Consider the following 20,626-nt stretch of genomic DNA (forward strand, 5'->3'; position numbering starts at 1 on the left):
ATCCGCCCCCTTTCACGTACAGCGCATGCCGACCTGCTCCGCGCACCACCGCAAGGAGGGTTCCCATCGCCACGCACCGGACGAGCAGCGCACCGCCGCGCTCGTATCTCATCAGCGTCGTCCTGCCCTGCTACAACGAGGAACAGGTGCTCAGGCGCACCCACCAACGTCTGACCCGCGCCCTGCGCGACCTGCCCCACGAGATCGTGTACGTCGACGACGGCAGCGCCGACGCGACCTGGGCCCTCATCCAGAAACTCATCGCCGACACTCCGCCGGGTTCGTCCTCGCAGGTCCGCGGGGTCCGCTTCAGCCGCAACTTCGGGCACCAGGCCGCGTGTCTGGCCGGTCTCGCCGAGGCCGCGGGAGACGCCGTCGTCCTGATGGACGCGGACCTCCAGGACCCGCCCGAGCTCATCCCGAGCATGGCGGAGGAATGGTTCAAGGGCTGGGCGGTGGTGTCCGCGCGCCGGGCCATCCGGCACGGCGAGACCCGCCGCAAGAAGGCCACCGCGTACCTCTACTACCGGCTGCTGTCCCGGATCTCCGACCAGCCCGTCGCGCTCGACACGGGCGACTTCCGGCTCCTGGACCGCAAGGTCGTCGACTTCGTGACGTCGCTCGGGGACAAGGAGCTGTTCCTGCGGGGCCAGATCAGCTGGACCGGCTTCCCCGAGACGACCCTCAGCTACGAACGCGACGCGAGGGCCGCCGGCACCACCAAGTACACGCTGCGCAAGATGCTGGCGCTCTCCCGCACCGGCGTCCTCTCGGGCGCGGCGGCCCTGCCGCTGCGCATCCCCACCTACATCGGTGTCGCCTCCCTGCTGGGGGCCGGCGGTGTCGGCGTGGTCCGGCGCAACGCCCGTGAGGCCGCGCAGCTGGGGGCGTTCGGGATGCAGTCGCTGGTCTGCGGGGTGCTGGGCGAGTACCTGCTCGGCGTGTTCCGGCAGGTCCAGGGACGCCCGCCCTATCTCGTCATGGAACGCGTCGACTCCGGCCACAGCAAGGCCCTGACAGCTTCGTCCACGCACGTCGAGGAGCGCTCATGAACACACACGACAGGCAGAACGGCCGGGACGCCGTGGTCGTCGGCGGCGGCTTCACCGGGCTGTCCGCCGCACTGGAGCTGGCCGAGCGCGGCCACCGGGTGACGGTCCTGGAGCAGGACGCCGAACTGGGCGGCCTGGCGGGCAGTTTCGACGTCGGCGGCGGCAAGCGCATCGAGCGCTTCTACCACCACTGGTTCGACTCGGACGAGGAGATCCTCGGCCTGTGCGACCGGCTGGGCATCGCGGACGCGGTCCGACCGCACCTCACCCGCACCGGCATGTACTACGCCAACTCCATCTACCGGCTCTCCCGCCCCCTGGACCTGCTGCGTTTCGCTCCGCTGCCGCTCCTGGACCGGCTGCGGCTCGGCGTCATGGCGCTGCGCGCCGGCCGGGTCGACGACTGGCGGTCCCTGGAGCACCTCACTGCCAAGGAGTGGCTGATCTCGCTCGGCGGGCGCAGGGTGTACGAGGTGGTGTGGCGGCCCCTGCTGGAGGGGAAGTTCGGCGCCTACGCCGACCAGGTCGGCGCGACCTGGATGTGGACCAAGCTGCATCTGCGCGGCGGCAGCCGCACCAAGTCGGGCAGCGAGGTCCTGTACTACCTGCGGGGCGGCAGCGAGACCCTGGTGACCGCGCTGCACAAGCGCCTCGCCGAGCTGGGCGTGGAGATCCGCACCGGCACCGCCGTCGACTCGGTGCTCACGGACGACACCGGTGTGGCGGGCGTGCGGACGAGCGGCGGCGAGGTCCTGCCCGCCCGGCACGTACTGGTCACCACCGCGCCCGCGCTCGCGGCGGACCTCCTGGAACCCGAGGGCGCCGAGGGCCCGGCGGAACACCCCGCGCTGCCGGCCCTGGTGCGGCAGTTGCGCGGCATCCGCTACCTGGCGAACGTCTGCCTGGTCCTGGAGAACAACCGCAGGCTGTCCGACACCTACTGGTTGAACGTCAACGACCCGTCGTTCCCGTACGTCGGTGTGATCGAGCACACCAACATGGACGACCCCGCGCACTACGGCGGCCGCCATGTCGTCTACCTGTCCAAGTACCTGCCGGCCGACGCCGAGCTGTACCGGATGAGCGACGAGGAGGTCTTCGAGTACAGCCTGCCGCACCTGCGGAAGATGTTCCCCGGCTTCGACCGCTCCTGGGTCGACGCCCACCACGTCTGGCGCGCCGAGTACGCCCAGCCGGTGGTCACCCCGGACTACACCCGCGCGATGCCGCCGCTGGAGACCGGGCTGGGCGGGCTGTACCTGGCGAGCATGGCGCAGGTCTTCCCGGAGGACCGGGGCACCAACTACGCGGTGCGCGAGGGCCGCAGGGCGGGGCGGCTGATCGCCGACCGGCTGCGCACCAGCCGGGCCGCGACCCCGGCCGAGGAGGCGTCCCGTGCCTGAGCTGCTCACCCTCGACCAGGCCGAACGCCTCGACATCGACCAGGTCCACGATCTGTACGGCAAGTACGTCAGCCGCAGCCAGGTCTCCCTCATCGGCACCTTCGGCTTCGGCCGCGACCTCGTCGACAGTGCCCAGGGCGCCTGGATCCGGCTGCGCGACGGACGCCGGATCCTGGACTTCACCGGCGGTGTCGGCGTCCTCAACCACGGCCACAACCACCCCCGGATCCTCGGGGCCCGCGACCGCTTCCGCGAGGCGCGGCGCATGGAGGTCCACAAGAACTACCTGTCGCCGTACGTGGCCGCGCTCAGCCACAACCTCGCCGCGCTGCTCCCGGGCGATCTGAACATCTCCTACTTCCCGAACTCGGGCGGCGAGGCCGTGGAGGGCGCCCTGAAGCTGGCGTACAAGTACCACGAGGGCCGGCGCGGCACCGTCCTGCACACGGACATCGCCTTCCACGGCAAGCTGCTGGGCGCGGGCAGCATCACCGCGTCCCCGGAGATCCACTTCGCGTATCCGCGGCTGCCGGGCACGGACGCGTTCGCGTACGGGGACCTCGAGTCGTTCCGGCTGGCACTGGAGCGGCACACCGACGGGCGGGGCCGCAGCGACGTCTACGCGGTCGTGCTGGAGCCGTTCAACGCGTCCAGTCTGCGGGCGTGCTCGGCCGACTTCCTGTACGAGGTGCGGCGGCTGTGCACGGAGCGGGACATCGTGCTCGTCTTCGACGAGGTGTACACGGGCTGGGGCAAGACGGGTGAGCTGTTCCACTTCATGCACCACCCCGGTCTGGTGCCCGACGTGGTGACGACGTCGAAGTCGTTCGGCGGCGGCAAGTCGTCGATCTCCGGGTACATCGCGCGTGAGCCCGTCTTCCGCAAGGCGTACGACAATCTGCGCGACGCGACACTGCACAGCACCACGTACTACGGCTTCGGCGAGGAGACGGCCACGGCGCTGGAGGCGGTGTCGGTCGCCGTCGAGGAGGACTTCCCGGGGCGCGCCCGCAAACTCGGCGAGGTCCTCGGCGCGGGCCTCGCCGATCTCGCCGCCCGGCATCCGAACATGGTCGCGGGGACGGCGGGCCAGGGCGCGCTGCACGGCCTGTACCTGCGGCAGGGCCCCCGGCTGCCGGCAGCCGTGCGCGAGATGATCCCCGGACGACTCGCCAAGGATCCGCAGGCGTTCGCGAAGCTGCTCACGGGTGCGGTGATCGCCGCGCTCTACCGGGACCACGGCATCCTCACCTTCTTCGGCTCCAACCGGAGCATCGCGCTGATCGTGTCGCCGCCACTGGTGGCGGGCGAGGAGGAGGCGCGGATCTTCCTCGACGCCCTCGACACCGTGCTCGGGCAGGGCGCGCCCCGGCTGCTCGCGGACTTCGTCAAGGAGAAGGCGACCGCGGGAAGGGGGCCCCGATGAGCCGCGGGCCCCGGCTGCTGCGCTCCGCGCTGCGCTCCAGCGGACTGCGCTCGTACTGGTGGCGGCAGTACCCCTGTCTGCGGGAACCCGCCGCCCGTGCGGCGGCGGAGGCCCATGTCCTGGGCACGCTGCGGGCCCTGCCGCCGGCCCAGCGCGCCGGCTACGCGGCGGCTCTGCGTCTGCTGCCGCTGGCGTACCGGCTCGCGTCCGGCGGGCGGTCGCTGCGTGGTGCGACGGGCGAGGAGGGCCGTCGGGGCATGCGGGCCCTGTCCGCGCTGCCCGGCTTCTGCGAGGTGGTCAGGTCGAGCACCGCGCTGGCACTGCTGGGCGCCCTCGACGGCCGTACGGGGGAAGCGGGAGAAGGGGGACGGCGATGAGGGCGATCCCGGGCAGGCGGCACCGCACCGTCGACGCGGACGTGGTCGTGATCGGTTCCGGCGCGGGCGGCAGCGTGGCCGCCCTCGAACTCGCGGCTGCGGGGCGGGAGGTGACGGTCCTGGAGGAGGGGCCGCGCGCCGACACCGCCCGGCTCGCCGGGGCGAGTCCGGCCGAGAACATGCGCACCCTGTACCGCAACGGCGGGCTGACCCCGGTCTTCGGGTCACCGACCATCGCGTACGGCGAGGGGCGCGCCGTCGGCGGGACGACCCTGGTCAACGGGGGTCTGCTGTGGGAGCCGCCGCCCGCGCTGCTCGCCCGCTGGGCGGCGGTCGCCGGCCTCGACGGCTACCGGGCGGCCGACCTCGCCCCGCACCTCAAGACGGTCCACAGCCGTCTCGGCACCGTCGTGCAGGGCCACGGCGGCGAGGAGGACAACCGTGACTCCCGTCTGCTGACGGCAGGGGCCGACCTCCTCGGCTGGCAGTGGCAGCACGCCCACCGCGCGGTGCGGGGCTGCGTCCACCGCAACCGCTGCACCACCGGCTGCACGTCCGGCGCCAAGCAGAGCATGGCCGTGACCTATCTGCCGCGGGCCGAGGCTTTGGGCGCCCGGATCCGCCCGGACACCCGGGTGCTGCGCGTCCTGCACGACGGGCGCACGGTGACCGGGGTGCTCGCGGCCGGCCCGGACGGCACCCGCACGGTGTACCGGACGCGGTCGGTGTTCCTCGCGGCGGGCCCGCTCGGCTCGCCCGCGCTGCTCCAGCGCAGCCGCGTGCAACACCGGCGGGTGGGGCGGGAGTTGGCGCTGCACGTCAATCTGCGTACGGTGGCGCGCTTCCGTGAGGAGGTGGCGGCGGAGCGCGGCACCATCTTCACCGCCCAGCTGAAGGAGTTCGGGGACCGGGGCGTGCTGATGATGCCGTCGAACGTGTCGCGCGGGGCGCTCGCCGCCGCGCTGGCGGGCCGCTCCCCCGGCGACGTCGAGCGTTTCCTCGCCGACTTCGACCGTCTGGGCGTCTACACCACCCAGGTGCGGCTGCACGGCACCGCGAGCGTGCGGGCCCTGCCGGGCGGTGGGGTGCTGCTGCGGCACGGGATGACGGCCGTCGACCACAGCGCGCTGCGCGAGGCGTTCCGACTCGGTGCGCGGCTGCTGTTCGCGGCGGGCGCCGTGGAGGTGACGCCGCCGGTGTCCTCGGCGCCGTCCCTCACCGGGATGTCCGAGGTCGAGGAGTTCTGCCGGCGGGTGGCGCCGGGCGACTGGGAGTTGGTGTCGGTGCACGGCATGGCGTCGGCGCGGATGGGCGGTGCCGACCGGGGCGGGGTGTGCGACGCGTACGGCAGGCCGTACGGGTTCGGCGGGCTGCGGGTCTGCGACGCGAGTGTCCTGCCGGGCGTCACCGGTATCAGCCCCCAGGGAACGATCATGGCGTTCGCCCACGAGATCGTCGCCCGCTTCAACGAGCAGGAAGGGAAGAGGGGCACATGACGGAGCAGCGGACGACGGGCGCGGTCGAGACCCCGCGCGAGGGCCCGGCGGCCGGGAGCGAGAGCCGGGGGGAGGTCGAGGCCGACAAGGGTGGAGGTCGGACCGGAGCGGGTGCCGGGCAGGTGCGGCTGTTCAGCGTGCCCGCCCTGGTGGCGTCCTGTGTGGGGTTCGCCCTGATCGGCGCGCTGCAGTCGTTCTACGGGCCCGCGATCCCCGCGCTGCGCGAGGAGTTCGGGCTGTCGCCGGCCGCGGCCGGGGTCGGGCTGACCGCCCACTTCATCGGCGGGGTGGGCGGCGTGCTCGCCTTCAACCGGGTCCACGACCGGGTCGGCAACCGTCTCCTCCTGGGTGTCTCGTACGCGCTGATGGCGGCGGGGTCCCTCGGGTTCGCCCTCGCCCCGGCCTGGCCGCCGGCGCTGGCGGCCGCGTTCGTCGCGGGCCTCGGTTTCGGCGGCATCGACTACGGACTCAACCAGCTCTTCGCCGTGGGCTTCGGCTCCCGAAGCACCGCCATGCTCAACGTCCTCAACGCGTTCTTCGGTATCGGCGCGGTGGCGGGCCCCGCCCTGATCGGTCTGCTGGGCTCGGACCGCTACACGGTGGTGTTCGCGGGCTGCGGGCTGGTGTCGGCGGCGCTGCTGCTGTTCCTGCGCGGCGTACGGGACAGGAGCCCGGCGCCGGTCCGGGCGCCGGACGGGGCGGCGGACGCACGGCCCGCCGCCCCGGCGCGGGCCCGTGTCCGGTTCCTGCTGCTGGCCTTCGTCGTCCTGTACGTCCTGCACGTGGGCGTCGAGGCCGGGGTGGGCGGCTGGGAACCCACGCATCTGGAGTCGGTGGGCTACGGCTCGGCCTTCGCCGCGTCGGCCACGTCCGTCTTCTGGCTGATGATGACGGTCGGCCGGTTCCTGGTGGTCCCCCTCACCCTGCGCTGGCCGGAACACGTCATCATCAACATCAGTTGCGCGGGCATGGCGGTCTGTCTGGCGGCGGCGACGGTGCCCGCCCTGGCCCCGTACATGTACGCGGGCGTGGGCCTGTTCATCGCCCCCGTCTTCCCCACCGGCCTGCCCTGGCTCACCCGCACCGTCCCCATGGCGCGCAGCGCCAGTGCCCATGTGATCGCCGCCTCCATGCTCGGCGGCGTCGCCGCGGGCCCGGCCCTCGGCGCGATGATCCAGTGGGCGGGAGCGCGCTCGGTGCCCGTCGTGCTGTGCGTGATCGCGCTGCTGTGCCTGGCGTCGTCGATGTGGATCGACAGGACCACGCGGCCGAGGGGGCAGGACCAGGCCGCCTCACCCCGAAGGAGGTGACATCACCACGACATCGCCACCCGCCCCCCGTATCCCCCCGCGATCTCTTCACGAATCAGTGCGCCAATGACCGCAAACCGGTCTCTGAGCACGATTCAACTCTCGCGCGACAGGCTGTCTTTGGCCATGATGAGCCCGGGGACAGTTCAGGGGGAAGATCGCCATGAGTGAGAAGCGCCGACCCGGTCAGGACACGGGTCTGGACACTCCGTCACCTCGCCGCGGCGAGGTGCGGACCGCACCGCTGCCACCCGTGAACGGCTGAAGTCACCCGCTGATTGCGACACGGCACCCCCGCTGGGGTGTGCCGACGATACGCCGCGCCAACACCAGGGAGGCTGGTATGTCACGTACAGAACAAGGTCAGCTCGACAGACGTCGGTTCCTGTCCCGGCTGGGGGGCGGGACCGTAGCGCTCGTGGCCGGTTTCGATCTGGTCGGGCGCCAGTGGGTGGCCGAGGCCGCCGACAGTGCCTCGTTCGCCGCGGTCCCGTCCCTCGACGGCACCCTCACGTTCGACCCGGGCGTCCTCGCGGCGAACTCCCGCGACCAGGGCAACATCTTCGTGAGAACACCCTGCGCGGTCCTCAGACCGGGCTCGGTGAAGGACATCCGGAAGATGCTCGCCTACTGCTCGGCCAACGGCATCAAGACCGCGCCGGCCGGCGCGCACCACGCGATGTACGGGCAACCGCTCGTCAGCGGCGGGCTGGTGATCGAGATGGAGTCGCTGCGCACGATCCACTCGATCGGCACCGACAGCGCCGACGTCGACGCGGGCGTGCTGTGGAAGGACCTCGTGGAGGCGGCGTTCCGACGCGGCCTGCGACCGGCGTCGATCACCAGCTACCTCGGGACCACCGTCGGCGGGACCCTCTCGATGGGCGGCATCGGGATGATGTCGGCGTACCGGGCGGGCGCCCAGGTCGACCATGCCCGCAAGCTCGAGATGGTCACGGGCGACGGGCGGCTGCTGCCGTGCTCCGGCACCCAGAACACCGACCTGTTCGAGGCGGCACTCGGCGGACTCGGCCAGTGCGGTGTGATCACGCGGGCGACCGTGGACCTGGTGCCCGCCAAGCAGCTGGCCCGTACGTACCGGATCGGGTACACGGACGTCGCCGCGTTCTTCCGGGACGTCAGGATCCTGGCGGACCGCGGTGAGTTCGACTCCCTCGGCAGCATTCCGCAGCCCGGCACGGCGCAGCCGCTGACGCTGTGGGCCACCGTCTTCCACGACACGGGTGACGCGCCCGACGCGTCGTACCTGCTGCGCGGCCTCAGCCCCGCAGCCGCGGGCGCGGCCTTCGAGGACTACGGCTTCCTCGACTACATCCTCCTGGTCACGACCATGTACGACTCGTTCGCGGCGAACCTGGGCTGGGACGCGAAGGTCAAGCCGTGGCTGGATCTGTTTCTGCCGGACGACGCCGTCGAGGACTTCGTCTCCTCGGTGTTCCCGTCGCTGACGCCGGAGGATCTGGGCCCGACGGGCTTCGGCCTGATCTTCCCGATGCTGCGCTCGACCTACGGGCGGCCGCTGCTGCGACTGCCCAACGCCTCGGGCGGCCCCTGGGTGTGGCTGGTCAGCGTCCTGACCGACTCGGCCGGTTCCGGCCCCGACCCCGACTTCGCGTCGCGGATGACGGACCGCAACTACCGGCTCTACCAGCGGGCGGCGGCCGTCGGCGGCACCCGCTACCCGCACGGCGCGTGCCCGTTCACCCGGGCCGACTGGCAGACCCACTACGGCTCGATGTGGCCGCGACTCGTGGCGTGGAAGAACCGCTACGACCCCAAGGGAATCCTCACCCCCGGTCCGGGCATCTTCTGACCTCCGGCCCGGCACGGTCCCGGTACGGACCGTCCCGCGATGAGCGACTTCAGGACACGGTGCTCCTCTCGCAGGAGCCCCGTGTCCGCCCTTTCGACGCCTCATTTGCCGCAGTAGGCAACTCCGGTCACGTCCGTCACCGGAGCCCCTCAGCCTTCACCTTTGCGTAACCGTTCCTGTTCACCCCGTTGACATCATGCGCACCGTGTCCCTATGGTCACGCAAACATTCGATCGTGTGACGACATGTCGAACGGTTTGAAAGGCAAGTGCCCTGCGCATCACCGGAATCAGCCCCCACGTGGCCGGAACGCCGTGGCGCAGCCCGACGTACGTACCGGTGCGCATCGGCACAGGGAGCACGGGAGCCGGCGGACCCCGGATGCCGGGTGGCCCGCGCCTCGATCACGCTTGCCGACGCCCGGCCCCCACTGCGCGGCCGGCTCGGTCTCGCTCTGCCCTCCCCAGGCAGTGCCGCATCGACAGCTGACAAGCCGTCCTGCTCTCAACGACGAGAAGAACAAGGAACGATCACATGCACACCCGAAGAGCCGCCCTCTCCACGATCGCCGGAGCCGTCTCGCTCGCCCTCGCCCTGTCCGCGTGCGGCCAGGACGACGGGGGAGCTTCGGCGGACGGTTCCGAGGGCGGCACCATCGGCGTCGCGATGCCGACCCGGGCCTCCGAACGCTGGCTCACCGACGGCAAGAGCGTCGTGGACGACCTGGCCGCCAAGGGGTACAAGACCACGCTGGTCTACGGCGACGACGACCCGAAGCGGCAGGTCGCCCAGATCGAGAAGCTGATCGAGCAGGGCGTCGACGCGCTGATCATCGCGGCGATCGACAACAAGTCGATGGACAGCGTCCTCAAGAAGGCCGCCGACGCGGAGATCCCGGTGATCTCCTACGACCGGCTGATCCTCGACACGAAGAACGTCGACTACTACGTCTCCTTCGACAACGAGCAGGTCGGCCGGCTCCAGGCCCGCTACATCATCGACGAGCTCGGACTGGAGGACGGCAAGGGGCCGTTCAACATCGAGCTGTTCGCCGGTTCGCCGGACGACAACAACACCCGGTACTTCTACGACGGCGCGATGCACCTGCTGAAGCCGTACCTCGACACCAAGCAGCTGGTCGTCCGGTCCGGCGAGACCGACATGGACCAGATCACCACGCTGCGCTGGGACGGGCCGACCGCGCAGAAGCGCATGAACAGCGTGCTCACCAAGGCGTACCGCAGCGCCACGGTCGACGCGGTCCTGTCACCGTACGACGGCATCTCCATCGGCGTCCTGAACTCGCTCAAGGCGCACGGCTACGGCTCCGCCGGCAAGCCCCTGCCCATCATCACCGGGCAGGACGCCGAACTGGCCTCGGTGAAGTCGATCATCGCGGACGAGCAGTCGCAGACCGTCTACAAGGACCTCCGGCTGCTCGCCGAGATGGCCGCGAACATGGTCGACGACGTCCTCAACGGCAAGACGCCGAACCTGAACAGCAGGCGGGCCTACAACAACGGCTCCAAGCCCGTGCCCGCGTATCTGCTCCAGCCGACGAGTGTCGACAAGAGCAACTACAAGGACGTGCTGGTGGCCGGCGGCTACTACACGGCGGCGGAACTCAAGTAGCGGCACGGGGCCGTGCCGGGCGGGTGGGGAGCAGCGCTTCCAGGAGGGCGGGCAGGCGCCGGGGGAAGTCCTCGGGGACGTCGTGGCCGAGGCCGGGGACGGACTCCAGGGTCACGTCGGCGCCCACACCGGTGAGCAGCGCGTGGGCGTCGAAGATCTCGGGGGCGATGTCGTCGTCCCGCTCCCCCACCAGTATCCGGCCGCTCAGAGCCCTCCGCGCGGCCCTCGTGAGCCGTTCCCCGTCGAGGTGGGCCGGGGTGAGCGCCGGGCCCACCGCGAGGAATCCGCGGGGGCGTACGGGCGCGTCCGACAGGGCCCACAGCACGGCCGCGCGGGCGCCCGCCGAGAAGCCCGCCGCCAGCAGCGGCAGCGAACCGTCGGCCTCGTCCACCTCGGCGAGGGCGGCGGTGACGTCCCGTACGGCGATACCGGCGTCCGGCCAGCTGCGGTAGAGCGGGGTCGACCGCTGCGAGGAGTCGACGGCGACCAGCACGAACCCGGCGTCCACGGCCGCCGCCCACTGGCGCGCGGCCAGCGCCGCGTCCTGGTCGGCCCCGTGGAGGGCGACCAGCAGCCCGCGCGCGGGGCCCTCGGGCCGCCGTACGAGGGGCGGGAGCGGAACGGCGTTCGCGTCGGCGTGCCGGGCGGTGGACTCCTTCAGCAGGGCGTCGAAGCCCGCCAGGTCCCGTACGACGGCCAGGTCGTCGTCCTCGACGAGGATCGCGGGGCTCCACCAGGCACCGTCGCCGAGCGCGGCGCGCAGCTCCGTGAGCGCGTCCTCGGGGCGCCCGGTGAGCGCCAGCAGACAGGCGGTCAGATGCGCGAGGTCCGCGCGCCGCCGGGGCAGTCCAGGAGCCGCGTCCGTCACCGCCGTCAGCGCCTCGTCCAGCCGCCCCTCGTGGTACAGCCGTGTCACCGTCGCGTCCAGGGCACGGTAACGCGCCTCCTGGCCCTCGCCGTTCCGCTCACCCATCACCCCATCGAAGCACAACGACCCGACCGGCCGGACGCCGAGGATCTGCGCCCACCGGGAACGGATTCATCACCCGGTTCGTCACACTGGTTCGTCAACTGGTGTGCGGCGCGGGGGTGTCGGGGCGTAGGTTGTCTGTTGAAACGTCAAATGCTTCGGTGGAAAGACGGACGCCACTCATGACCGAACACACGAGCACGCCCGGACCGGCGGCGCACCAGAGGATCGACACGTCGGTGCCGCACTCGGCCCGTATCTGGAACTACTGGCTGGGCGGCAAGGACAACTACCCGGTCGACGAGGAGGCGGGCGACGCCTACACCAAGGTGTTCCCCGGCATCGTCACCATCGCGCGCAGCAGCCGGGCGTTCCTGCGCCGCAACATCACGTACCTGGTGGCGGAGGCGGGGATCCGTCAGTTCCTCGACGTCGGTACGGGGCTGCCGACCGCGAACAACACGCACGAGGTCGCGCAGCGGATCGCGCCCGAGTCGCGGATCGTGTACGTCGACAACGACCCGCTGGTCCTGGCGCACGCCCGCGCGCTGCTCTACTCCACGCCGGAGGGGGCGACCGCGTACGTCGACGCCAATGTGCTGGAGCCGGACCGCATCCTCGCGGCCGCCGCCGAGACGCTGGACTTCGGCCGGCCCACCGCCCTCATCCTCAGCAACATCCTGGGTCATGTCGCCGACCACGACCAGGCCCGTTCCATCGTCACCCGGCTGATGGCGGCCCTGCCGTCGGGCAGCTACCTCTCGGTCAACGACGGCTCCCTCGGCATCGATCCCGTCTTCGAGCAGGCCCAGGAGGCCTACAACAACAGCGGCGCCGTGCCGTACAACCTGCGGACCCCCGAGCAGATCACCGCCTACTTCGACGGCCTGGAGCTCATCGAACCCGGCGTGGTGTCGGTCCCGCAGTGGCGTCCGGGGCCGGACGACGCGGCTCCCGAGGTCATCGGCGAACACGGAGGTCTGGCCCGCAAGCCCTGACGCCCGAGGCGCGAGGTGCCGAGGCGAGGGCGTGGGGCCCGTTCGGGTCGCGGACGCGTTCGGGTCGCGGACGCGTTCGGGTCGCGGACGCGTTCGGGTCGCGGGCCGGGCGGGGCGGCCGTAGACCTGACCTATGGTGCTGCGACCGCCGGTGGAACCGATGCTGGCGAAGGCCAGGGAACGGATGCCCCCGTCCGCGGCGCTGCCCGGCGGTCTCGTCGTGCAGCCCAAGTTCGACGGATACCGGACGCTGGTCTTCACGCCCTGGCCGGCGCCCGGACCCGTACTGATCCAGTCCCGGCGGGGCAGCATGATCCAGGCCCGCTTCCCCGACCTGGCCGCCGCCGCGGAGGCGCTGCCGGACGGCTGGGTCCTCGACGGGGAGATGGTGGTCTGGGCGGGCGAGGAGCTGTCCTTCGCGTCCCTGCAACGCCGTGCCTCGGCCGGCGGACGTACGGCCGCCCGGCTGGCCGAGGCGCTGCCCGCCCACTTCATCGCCTTCGACGTGCTCCAGGCCGACGGCGTGGAACTCCTCCGCCGACCGTACGCCGAGCGGCGCGCGACGCTGGAGGAGCTGTTCACCGGCCACGGACTCACGGCGCCGTGGACCCTCTGCCCGGAGACGCGCGACCCGGCCACCGCGCGGGAGTGGCTGGCCTCCTGGACGCGGGTGCCCGGCGTGGAGGGGCTCGTGGTCAAGGGCCTGCGACAGCGGTATCTGCCGGGGACGCGCGGCTGGTACAAGATCCGGCGCCGGGACACCGCGGAGGGCATCGTCGGTGCCGTGACGGGCACCCTGCGCAGGCCGCAGTCCGTCCTCCTCGGCCGCTACGACCGCGAGGGAGTCCTCCGCCTGGTGGCCCGCAGCACCCCGCTGCACCCCGAGGCGGTGCAGGACATCGCCGCCCGGCTGTCCCCGGCCCGACCGGGCCACCCCTGGGAGGGGACCCGTTTCACGACGTCCTGGGGCTCGCGCACACCCCTGGAGGTCGTCCTCGTCGAGCCGGACCTGGTGGCCGAGATGGCCGTGGACACCGCCCAGGTCCACGGAGCCTGGCGCCACCCGGCCCGCTTCGCCCGCCTCCGGGAGGACATGACACCGGACGAGGTGACGGAGTTCGACGAGGGGTCGGGGCCGGGCGGGCAGGACGGAAGACTCATGGGGCCGGAGTGAGGGGGATGCGGGCGGTCAGCCGCCCCGGGTGACGGGGGATGCGGGCGGTCAGCCGCCCCGGTTCCCGGCGTCCGCGCGGTCCGCTGCTCGGCAGGCCGCGCACAGCACTCGTGCCCTCGGGCCGTAGCGCCGGGTGAGCCCCTGGCAGCGCGGGCAGGACCCGACCTGTCCCGGTGGACATCCGAGCAGGAGCGCGGCGGTCGCCCGGTCCGAGGAGGGGTCGATGCGTCGCGGCATCTCCTCCATGGATCGAATGTATGTCCGGCGCCTCGTGAGGGCAGGTCGAGCAAGCCCGGCCGGGCGGAGCCTCTGTGGAGCCGGGCCCCTCGGTTCCCCCGCCCCGCATCAACGTCCCCCTCGCCCCCCAGCCGTCGTCAGCGACGCCCTTGGGTGTTGAGCCGGGCCGCCTGGCGGGTCAGGTGGTCGCGTTCGGCGGTGTTGGGTGCCTTGCGGGCCGCCTCGGCGTACAGGCGGGCCGCCGTCGTCAGGTCGCCGTCGCGTTCGTGGAGGTGGGCGGCCACGGCGGTGTGGCGGGGCAGGGAGTCGTCCAGGCTCGCGAGGGCCGCCAGACCGGCGCGTGGCCCGTCGGCCTCCCCCACGGCGACGGCACGGTTGAGCCGGACGACGGGGTTGTCGGTCAGCCGTACGAGCTCGTCGTACCACTCGACGATCTGCACCCAGTCCGTCTCCTCGGCGGTGGGCGCGTCGGCGTGCAGCGCGGCGACGGCGGCCTGTGCCTGGAACTCGCCGAGCCGGTCCCGGGCGAGCGCCGCCTGGAGGATCCCGACGCCCTCGGCGATCAGTTTCGTGTCCCACCGGCTCCGGTCCTGCTCGGCGAGCGGCACCAGGCTGCCGTCGGATGCGGTGCGGGCGGCGCGCCGGGCGTGGTGGAGCAGCATGAGCGCGAGCAGTCCCGCCACCTCGGGGTGGTCGATCCGGGCGGCGAGCTGCCGGGTGAGCCGGATGGCCTCGGCCGCCAGGTCGACGTCGCCCGAGTACCCCTCGTTGAAGACCAGGTAGAGGACGCGCAGGACGGTGGCGACGTCACCCGGCTGGTCGAACCGCACCCCGGAGACGGTCCGCTTGGCCCGGCTGATGCGCTGGGCCATGGTCGCCTCGGGGACCAGATAGGCGCGGGCGATCTGCCGGGTGGTCAGCCCGCCGACGGCGCGCAGGGTGAGCGCGACCGCCGACGACGGGGTGAGTGAGGGGTGGGCGCACAGGAAGTACAGCTGGAGCGTGTCGTCGGCGGCGGGCGCCGGCCCGGGGGCCGGCTCGTCCTCGACGAGGTCCTCGCGCCGGCGGCGGGCGGTGTCCGCGCGCGTCGCGTCGAGGAACTTGCGCCAGGCGACCGTGACCAGCCAGCCCTTGGAGTCGCGTGGAGGGTCGGCCGGCCAGACGCGCAGCGCTTCGACCAGCGCGTCCTGGACGGCGTCCTCGGCCGCCGCGAAGTCGGCTCCGCGGCGGACGAGGACGGCGAGGACTCCGGGCGTGAGGTCGCGGAGCAGGGCCTCGTCCATCAGGGTGGTCACTCCGTGATCCTCGTCCATCAGGGTGGTCACTCCGTGATCCTCGTCCATCGGGGTGGTCACTCCGTGATGGTGGGCGGCGCGGTCAGGAACGGGCGGACCTCCAGCCACTCGTGGATCGGCTTCCCACCCGCTCCGGGCGCGGCCGACAGTTCCCCGGCGAGTTCCACGGCCCGCTCGTGGCTGTCGACGTCGATCACCATCCAGCCGGCGATGAGGTCCTTGGTCTCGGCGAACGGGCCGTCGGTGACCGGCGGGCGCCCCTCGCCGTCGTACCGGACCCAGGTGCCCTCGGGGGCGAGCGCCTGACCGTCCACGAACTCGCCGGTCTTCTCCAGCCGGGCGGCGAAGTCGTGCATGTACTGCATGTGCGCCGAGATCTCCTCGGGCGTCCACCGGTCCATCGGGACGTCGTTCACCGCTGCCGGGGCGCCACGGTAGTGCTTGAGCAACAGGTACTTGGCCATCGTCTCTCTCCTCGATGCTCGTGCGACCCATTGTGGTCGCCTTCACCACGGGGACGGAGCCGGTCACGGGTTCTCGACATCCCTCGCGAGATTTTTTTCGACGCCGTGCCGATCCTCGTCGCTCGCGTCCGGCACGGCATCCTGCCGGGGCCGTCGTCAGCCCCGGCGAGCGGGGACACGGTCAGAACCAGTGCAGGCAGTGCGGGGAGCGCTCGGCACGGAAGAGGGCGTCGGCGAGGGTGACGGCGTCCGGGCGGTGGGCCCGGATGTGTCCGGCACGCACCAGGGTGCCGGCGGCGGTGCCGCCGAGGTAGAGCGAGCCCAGGTCGCGCACGTCCAGGGACAGGTCGGGTTCCCGGTCCGTCGGGACGCAGTCGGCCTTGCCGTCCCGGACGGTCAGCAGGTAGCGGCCGTGCTCGCCGAGGAAGGGGTCCTCGACGTCGAGCACGAGCTCGCCGTCGGTGAACCAGCCGCGCGCGGTCAGCGCGGCCGGGATGTCCAGGAGCCGCACCCAGAGCCAGTCGGTGTCGCTGCTCACCTCGCCGGCGCGGAAGTCCGCGAGCTGCCAGCGCAGCGGGTGCTCGGGCTGGACGTGCCCGAACACCACCTTGGAGACCAGGTCGTGTCCGAGTACGAACCGGGCGAGGGCCGTGAAGGCGGTGTCGTCGGTGGTGATGGTCTCGTCGACCGTCAAGGTGCCGGACTCGATCGAGTAGCTCGCGTACCCGTCCGGGAGCCCGTCGGCATCCCGGTGGACGGCGACGTAGCGCGGAGCCGGCGAGATGGGGGGCTGCCCCGCGCGCAGGTCCCACCAGCGGTGCGGCCGGGACAACGCGCCGGGCTGGGCGCGGCGGTACCGGTCGTAGATCTCTTCCAGCGTCTCGCCGCACTCGGCACGCCGCAGCACCTCGACCGAGCCGTTGTCGGCCCCGGTCGCCGGCCCGTCGGCCGCTCCGCGCGCCCGGGGAACGGTGAGGGCGGCCCGGTGGCGCGGCACCGTCACCCGCGCCGTGTAGGTCGCCGGTCCATAGCCGAACCGGCCGTAGATCGGGGCCTCGGAGGCCAGCAGTACGGAAAGGAACTCCCCGCGGGCCCGCAGCTCGGCCAGCTGATGCCGCATCATCGCTCTGAGCACGCCCTGGCGCCGGTGCGAGGGCAGGACACCGACGGCGGTCACCCCGGAGACCGGGACGAGGGTCTCACCGGGCAGGGTGAGCTCGAAGGAGTGCGCGGCGGCGGTGCCGACGGGGCGCCCGTCGGCCGTCAGGGCGAGCAGACAACGGTTCGTTTCGAGCGCCGACCACCAGAGCCCGCCGCCCTCGATCGGGGTTTCCGGGAAGCGTCCGAACGCGGCGTAGACCGTGTCGATGAAAACGTCGAGGTCGTCATCGGTCGTGGAACGGATCTGCATCGCTGCGGCTGCCTCCTCGTAGGCCGGCGCCACGACTCGTGGCGTCCGGCCCCAGTGCAGCGTCAACCCATGGCCGGAGCAAGCGAATTACGCCCGGTCACGCACGACCCGGCCCCGGCCCGGCGCCGTGGGCGGTCATGTGTCCTGCTCGCGCGGGGCGTTGCAGGCCGCCTGAAGTCGGAGCCAGGTCGGATGCGTCTCGTCCGCCTTCGTCGAACTCCGCGACCGCGGCTCCCGACGGCCCACCGTCCACCCCACGGCTGCCCGCGGCACCGGCAGCAAGGGAAAGGAGCAGGACGTCGCCGTCGTCCGTCGCGGCGACCAGCGCACCCGGCACGCGCGCGAGCCACCGTCTCGACAAACGTCACCGGGAAGCCTTGGTTCTCCCTTGCAGGTCAACCGAGTTGGGGATGCGGCGGGGGTGGGCGCGACGGATTATGATCTTGGTCATGACTGTGCAGCACCCCGAGAAGACCCCGTCCCGCAAGCAGAGGCTTCAGGAGAAGCAGCGCCGCCAGCTGGCGGTGGTCGACACCGTCGACAAGGCCGAGGCCAAGGTACGCAAGGCGGAGGTCGAGCTGGCCCTGGCCGTCGCCGAGGCGGTGCAGATGTTCGGCACGGAGCAGTCCGCCTCGGAGGGGCTCGACATGCCGGTCGAGACGATCCGGCGCTTCCTCGGCATCGCCAAGGCGGCGGCCGCCGCCGACCAGGCCGACGCCGAGGCAGCCGCCGCCTCGTGAGGTGATCTGCGCCGCACGAGCAACCTCCTTGACGTGCCTGACGTCTTGATCAGCAGCAGATGACGCCCTGGCCCTCGGGCCAGGGCTTGTTTCAGCCTCTCTATACACTCCATGTATACACGTGATGTAGAGATGGTGTGTATACGCAGAGACGGCCTGCGTCGCGTGTATTCGGAACGAAAGGCAACCATGTACGGCAAGGCGTTCGCCCCGGAATACCAGGGCGCCCTCACCACCCTGTCCGTGAATTCCTCCCTCATCGAGGTACTGGCCGCCGGCACACGGCAGTTGTCGGAGGCCGAGCGTGCCGGGGAGCACGGCGAGGCGGCGCGCTCCGGGCTCGCGGTGGCCGAGGCGCACCGGCGGCTGGGTCAGATCAGGGAGGCCGACCGGGCGTGGAAGGCGAGTTACCGGGCGGCCAGAGCGGTGGGAGACCTGGGAGCGATGGCCTGGGCCCTGTGGAGCGGCGGCACCCTGGCCCGTCAACGGGGCTCGTTCCCGCTGGCCCGGCGGCTGCTCGGGCTCGCGGCCGAGATGGGCGAACGGGGCGGGGACGTCGTCGTACGCGGCTACTCCCTCGCGGGGCTGGCCGAGACGGGCCGGATCCAGGGCGACTACGAGGCCGTCGCCCGGCTGCACGAGCAACTGCTGACCGAGGCCCGGCGGCGCGGCGAGGCGCGGCACACGGTGTGGGCGTTGGAGGGCATCGCGCAGATCCACCGCCAGCGCGGTGAGTACGACAGCGCGTACGCGCTGTTCGAGGAGGCGGCACAGATCGCAGGGGGTGCCGACGACCGGCGCGGCCACGCGTGGGCGTTGCGCGGACTGGCCGACATCGTCTCGGCGCGGGACGGTGACGTCGAGCGGGCGCTCGCGCTGCTGTCGGAGGCGGAGACCACCTGCCGGGCGATGCGGCTGTCCAGCGCGTTGGCCTACAACCACAAGATGCGGGGCAACGTCCTCTACCGGGCGGGGCGTTATGCCGAGGCGCGCGACACGTACGAGCGGGCGCTGGCGGAGTTCCGCGAGATGAGCGAGCCACGCGGGGAGGCGCTGTCCCGGCTGGGGCTGGCCAAGTCACTCGCCCGGCTGGGCCGCGACCACGCCGAAACGGCCGCCGAACTCGCCGACCTGGCGAGGGAGTTGGAGCGGATCGGGTTACGGCACGCCAGAGAGATGGTGGCGCGGGCCCACACCGAACTCGGGGTCCGACCGCAGGGGGATTCCCGTGCACGGCGGCAAGGAGGCACCGGCGGCCGGGCGCAGGAGGGGAGCGGCTCCGGGGCCCGGGCGGAAGCCGACGGCAGGGCTCGGCGAAAAGCCGGCCTCCCCGAGCAGGAGGGCTCCGGTGGTGGCGCACGGGCCGCGGCAAGCGGTGTCGACGCCCAGGCGGGAACCGGCGGCCCGGCGCCGCGGGCAGCCGGCGGTTCGGCCGCGGCCGATCCCGTCGGCCGGAGTCGGGGGGCGCGTGGTGTCCGGCTGGAGGCGGGGCGGTGACGCCGGTCTCCTCGGCGCTACGGGCGCCGGTCGACGTCCCCCTCGTCCTGCGACGCTGCCGTGAGACGGTGCGGCCCGCGCTGCGGGAGGCGATCGGGCGGACGCACCCCTGGGTGGGCGAGATGGCCGCGTACTCCCTCGGCTGGTGCGAGGTGGGCGGCGCCCCCACCGCCGCGTCCGGCGGCAAGGGGGTGCGGCAGGCATTGGCCGTGCTCGGCGCCGAGGCCGTGGGTGCCCCCGGCCGGGCCGGTGTCCCCGCGGCGGTCGCGGTGGAACTGACGCATGTCTTCTCGCTGCTCCACGACGACGTCATGGACGGTGACCAGGCGCGGCGAGGGCGCCCCACGGTCTGGAAGGCATACGGCACCGGGCCCGCGGTCCTCGCGGGTGACGCCCTGTTCGCGCTGGCCGTCGAGACGCTCGCCGCGACCGAGGCGGGTCCGTCCGCGTTGCGGATGCTCTCGGCGGCGCTGGGCGATCTGGTGCGCGGCCAGGCGGACGACCTGCTGTTCGCCGAACGGCCCTGGACGGGGCCGGAACGGGTGCGGTCGGCGCAGTACCTGGCGATGGCCGAGCAGAAGACGGGTGCGCTGCTGGGCTGCGGGGCCGCGCTCGGCGCGCTGCTCGGCGGCGGTTCGCCGTCCGCGGTCGCCGCGCTCGACCTGGCCGGCCGCCGTCTCGGGCTCGCCTTCCAGATCGTCGACGACGTCCTGGGCATCTGGGGCGACCCCGCGGTCACCGGCAAACCCGTGCACAACGACCTCCGGGAGCGCAAGAAGACCTTCCCGGTGCTCGCCGCGCTCGACTCCCCGTCCCCCGAGGCCCGGCGTCTGGACGCGCTGCTGACCTCGGGAGGGGACCCCCGCGAGGTGGCCGTGCTCGTCGAGGCCGCGGGCGGCCGGGCGGCGGCGCTGGACGAGGCGCGCGCCCACATCGCGGCGGCCGAGACCGCCCTCGCCGACGTCTCCCTCCAGGGCCTGGCCGGGGACGAACTGCGCGCCCTGTCCACGTTCCTCGTGGGCCGCGACCTCTAGGGGCTGTCGTCAAACTCCCGTCGTCGCCCAGAGGGCGGCCCTGCGGCGTCCGGTGCGTGCTCTGGGGGTACCCCCTGCTCGAAGAGCTTGGGGGAGTGCCGGGCGGAAGTCCTCGTACTGGACGTACTTGGGCTTTCGCCCGGCGCGGCGAGAGTGCGTGCCGGGCGTCGTGGGGCAGACGGGAGTTTGACGACAGCCCCTAGTAGGGCTCCGGGGCCGCTCCCACCTGCCGCCAGGGCACCTGAGGCCCTCCCTGGCGCGTCAGCCACCGGCTCG

Annotated in this window: 17 protein-coding genes and 1 pseudogene; 13 read left to right on the forward strand and 5 right to left on the reverse strand. The window is 72.4% G+C overall.

Features of this window, described 5'->3' with window-relative positions; genetic code table 11:
- From SMA5143A_RS33105 to chvE, 8 genes are all read left to right on the forward strand, one after another.
- Positions 1-1,052, forward strand: a 1,052-nt coding sequence (locus SMA5143A_RS33105; RefSeq protein WP_146193989.1) for a glycosyltransferase family 2 protein, incomplete at its 5' end; no start/stop codon positions are given.
- Positions 1,049-2,455 (forward strand): NAD(P)/FAD-dependent oxidoreductase, encoded by a 1,407-nt coding sequence (locus SMA5143A_RS33110; RefSeq protein WP_107466549.1) that lies wholly within the window; start codon positions 1,049-1,051, stop codon positions 2,453-2,455. The genes SMA5143A_RS33105 and SMA5143A_RS33110, both read left to right, overlap by 4 nt.
- Positions 2,448-3,881 (forward strand): aspartate aminotransferase family protein, encoded by a 1,434-nt coding sequence (locus SMA5143A_RS33115; protein WP_107466550.1) that lies wholly within the window; start codon positions 2,448-2,450, stop codon positions 3,879-3,881. The genes SMA5143A_RS33110 and SMA5143A_RS33115 overlap by 8 nt, the downstream gene beginning before the upstream one ends.
- A complete protein-coding gene (locus SMA5143A_RS33120) occupies positions 3,878-4,258 on the forward strand; it encodes a hypothetical protein (protein WP_107466551.1) in 381 nt (126 codons plus the stop codon). The genes SMA5143A_RS33115 and SMA5143A_RS33120 overlap by 4 nt, the downstream gene beginning before the upstream one ends.
- Entirely contained in the window at positions 4,255-5,754 is a 1,500-nt protein-coding gene (locus SMA5143A_RS33125) for a GMC family oxidoreductase N-terminal domain-containing protein (RefSeq protein WP_107466552.1), read from the forward strand. Before SMA5143A_RS33120 ends, SMA5143A_RS33125 begins: the two co-directional genes overlap by 4 nt.
- Complete coding sequence (locus tag SMA5143A_RS33130) at positions 5,751-7,064, forward strand: MFS transporter (protein ID WP_181362122.1); 1,314 nt, start codon at positions 5,751-5,753, stop codon at positions 7,062-7,064. The genes SMA5143A_RS33125 and SMA5143A_RS33130 overlap by 4 nt, the downstream gene beginning before the upstream one ends.
- 418 nt (positions 7,065-7,482) lie before the next feature.
- Positions 7,483-8,898: an FAD-binding protein gene (locus SMA5143A_RS33135; protein ID WP_258193875.1), complete on the forward strand. Its 1,416-nt coding sequence runs from the start codon at positions 7,483-7,485 to the stop codon at positions 8,896-8,898.
- A gap of 534 nt (positions 8,899-9,432) precedes the next feature.
- Positions 9,433-10,530, forward strand: coding sequence for a multiple monosaccharide ABC transporter substrate-binding protein (gene chvE / locus SMA5143A_RS33140; protein ID WP_107466554.1), 1,098 nt, complete (start codon positions 9,433-9,435; stop codon positions 10,528-10,530).
- On the opposite strand, the gene SMA5143A_RS33145 is transcribed toward chvE, so the two are convergent.
- Positions 10,523-11,503 carry an alpha/beta hydrolase gene (locus SMA5143A_RS33145; RefSeq protein WP_107466555.1) on the reverse strand — a complete coding sequence of 327 codons (981 nt, stop codon included), beginning with the start codon at positions 11,501-11,503 and terminating at the stop codon, positions 10,523-10,525. The genes chvE and SMA5143A_RS33145 overlap by 8 nt on opposite strands.
- A 179-nt stretch (positions 11,504-11,682) precedes the next feature.
- Here SMA5143A_RS33145 and SMA5143A_RS33150 point away from each other — a divergent pair, with 179 nt between their 5' ends.
- On the forward strand, positions 11,683-12,498 hold the full coding sequence (locus SMA5143A_RS33150) for an SAM-dependent methyltransferase (RefSeq protein WP_107466556.1): 816 nt from the start codon (positions 11,683-11,685) through the stop codon (positions 12,496-12,498).
- A 133-nt stretch (positions 12,499-12,631) separates the two neighbouring features.
- A complete protein-coding gene (locus SMA5143A_RS33155) occupies positions 12,632-13,672 on the forward strand; it encodes an ATP-dependent DNA ligase (protein WP_107466557.1) in 1,041 nt (346 codons plus the stop codon).
- A gap of 48 nt (positions 13,673-13,720) precedes the next feature.
- Here SMA5143A_RS33155 and SMA5143A_RS33160 read toward each other — a convergent pair whose 3' ends face one another.
- The 4 genes from SMA5143A_RS33160 to SMA5143A_RS33175 form a co-directional block, all read right to left on the reverse strand.
- Positions 13,721-13,918, reverse strand: coding sequence for a hypothetical protein (locus SMA5143A_RS33160; RefSeq protein WP_107466558.1), 198 nt, complete (start codon positions 13,916-13,918; stop codon positions 13,721-13,723).
- 128 nt (positions 13,919-14,046) lie between these two features.
- On the reverse strand, positions 14,047-15,192 hold the full coding sequence (locus SMA5143A_RS33165) for an RNA polymerase sigma factor (RefSeq protein WP_107466565.1): 1,146 nt from the start codon (positions 15,190-15,192) through the stop codon (positions 14,047-14,049).
- A 68-nt stretch (positions 15,193-15,260) separates the two neighbouring features.
- On the reverse strand, positions 15,261-15,668 hold the full coding sequence (locus SMA5143A_RS33170) for a YciI family protein (protein WP_107466559.1): 408 nt from the start codon (positions 15,666-15,668) through the stop codon (positions 15,261-15,263).
- 181 nt (positions 15,669-15,849) lie between these two features.
- Positions 15,850-17,079, reverse strand: coding sequence for a GNAT family N-acetyltransferase (locus SMA5143A_RS33175; RefSeq protein WP_107466560.1), 1,230 nt, complete (start codon positions 17,077-17,079; stop codon positions 15,850-15,852).
- Positions 17,080-17,528: 449 nt separating this feature from the next.
- Here SMA5143A_RS33175 and SMA5143A_RS33180 point away from each other — a divergent pair, with 449 nt between their 5' ends.
- The 3 genes and pseudogenes from SMA5143A_RS33180 to SMA5143A_RS33190 all read left to right on the forward strand — a co-directional run bounded on the left by SMA5143A_RS33180 (position 17,529) and on the right by SMA5143A_RS33190 (position 20,350).
- Positions 17,529-17,819: a hypothetical protein gene (locus tag SMA5143A_RS33180; protein WP_258193876.1), complete on the forward strand. Its 291-nt coding sequence runs from the start codon at positions 17,529-17,531 to the stop codon at positions 17,817-17,819.
- A 189-nt stretch (positions 17,820-18,008) separates the two neighbouring features.
- A pseudogene (locus SMA5143A_RS33185) lies at positions 18,009-19,028 on the forward strand (tetratricopeptide repeat protein); the annotation flags it as partial.
- Positions 19,029-19,312: 284 nt separating this feature from the next.
- Complete coding sequence (locus tag SMA5143A_RS33190; RefSeq protein WP_107466562.1) at positions 19,313-20,350, forward strand: polyprenyl synthetase family protein; 1,038 nt, start codon at positions 19,313-19,315, stop codon at positions 20,348-20,350.
- The last annotated feature ends 276 nt before the right edge of the window (positions 20,351-20,626 follow it).

Source organism: Streptomyces sp. MA5143a (assembly GCF_900290235.1).
Taxonomy (GTDB): Bacteria; Actinomycetota; Actinomycetes; order Streptomycetales; family Streptomycetaceae; genus Streptomyces.